The 1567-nt window shown below is 52.2% G+C and carries 1 rRNA gene; it reads left to right on the forward strand.

The features are described 5' to 3' along the window. Positions 1-16: 16 nt before the first annotated feature. Positions 17-1567, forward strand: a 23S ribosomal RNA gene (locus ACXAJH_RS20365); the annotation flags it as partial.

Below are 1567 nucleotides of genomic sequence, written 5' to 3' on the forward strand. Positions count from 1 at the left end.
GTCTTTTCACGAAGATAGTTAAGTGAATAAGGGCGCACGGTGGATGCCTTGGTACTAGGAGCCGATGAAGGACGGGACTAACACCGATATGCTCCGGCGAGCCGTAAGCAGGCTTTGACCCGGAGATTTCCGAATGGGGAAACCCACTGTTCGTAATGGGACAGTATCCTATACTGAATACATAGGTATAGGAAGGCAGACCCGGGGAACTGAAACATCTAAGTACCCGGAGGAAGAGAAAGCAAACGCGATTTCCCAAGTAGCGGCGAGCGAAACGGAATCAGCCCAAACCAGAAAGCTTGCTTTCTGGGGTTGTAGGACACTCCTTTGGAGTTATCAAGGAGGAAGATAGACGAATCGATCTGGAAAGATCAGCCGAAGAGGGTAACAGCCCTGTAGTCGAAATCTTCCTCTCTCCGGAGTGGATCCTGAGTACGGCGGAACACGAGGAATTCCGTCGGAATCCGGGAGGACCATCTCCCAAGGCTAAATACTCCCTAGTAACCGATAGTGAACCAGTACCGTGAGGGAAAGGTGAAAAGCACCCCGGAAGGGGAGTGAAATAGAACCTGAAACCGTGTGCCTACAAGTAGTCGGAGCCCGTTAATGGGTGACGGCGTGCCTTTTGTAGAATGAACCGGCGAGTTACGACCGTATGCGAGGTTAAGCAGCAGAAGCGGAGCCGCAGCGAAAGCGAGTCTGAACAGGGCGAGTGAGTATGCGGTCGTAGACCCGAAACCGTGTGATCTACCCATGTCCAGGGTGAAGGTCAGGTAACACTGACTGGAGGCCCGAACCCACGTAAGTTGAAAATTACGGGGATGAGGTGTGGGTAGGGGTGAAATGCCAATCGAACACGGAGATAGCTGGTTCTCTCCGAAATAGCTTTAGGGCTAGCCTCAGAATAGAAAGTCATGGAGGTAGAGCACTGATTGGACGAGGGGCCCCTATCGGGTTACCGAATTCAGTCAAACTCCGAATGCCATAGACTTTGTTCTGGGAGTCAGACCGTGGGTGATAAGGTTCATGGTCGAGAGGGAAACAGCCCAGACCGCCAGCTAAGGTCCCAAAGTGTGTGTTAAGTGGAAAAGGATGTGGAGTTGCTTAGACAACCAGGATGTTGGCTTAGAAGCAGCCATCATTCAAAGAGTGCGTAATAGCTCACTGGTCGAGTGACTCTGCGCCGAAAATGTACCGGGGCTAAACACACCACCGAAGCTGCGGATTGATCTTATGATCAGTGGTAGGAGAGCGTTCTAAGTGCTGCGAAGTCAGACCGTAAGGACTGGTGGAGCGCTTAGAAGTGAGAATGCCGGTATGAGTAGCGAAAAAAGAGTGAGAATCTCTTTCACCGAATGCCTAAGGTTTCCTGAGGAAGGCTCGTCCTCTCAGGGTTAGTCGGGACCTAAGCCGAGGCCGAAAGGCGTAGGCGATGGACAACAGGTTGATATTCCTGTACCACCTCCTTTCCGTTTGAATGACGGGGGGACGCAGGAGGATAGGGAGAGCGTGCCATTGGATGTGCACGTCCAAGCAGTGAGACGGTCGGAATAGGCAAATCCGTCCG

Source organism: Halobacillus sp. ABD4_316, assembly GCF_056161385.1.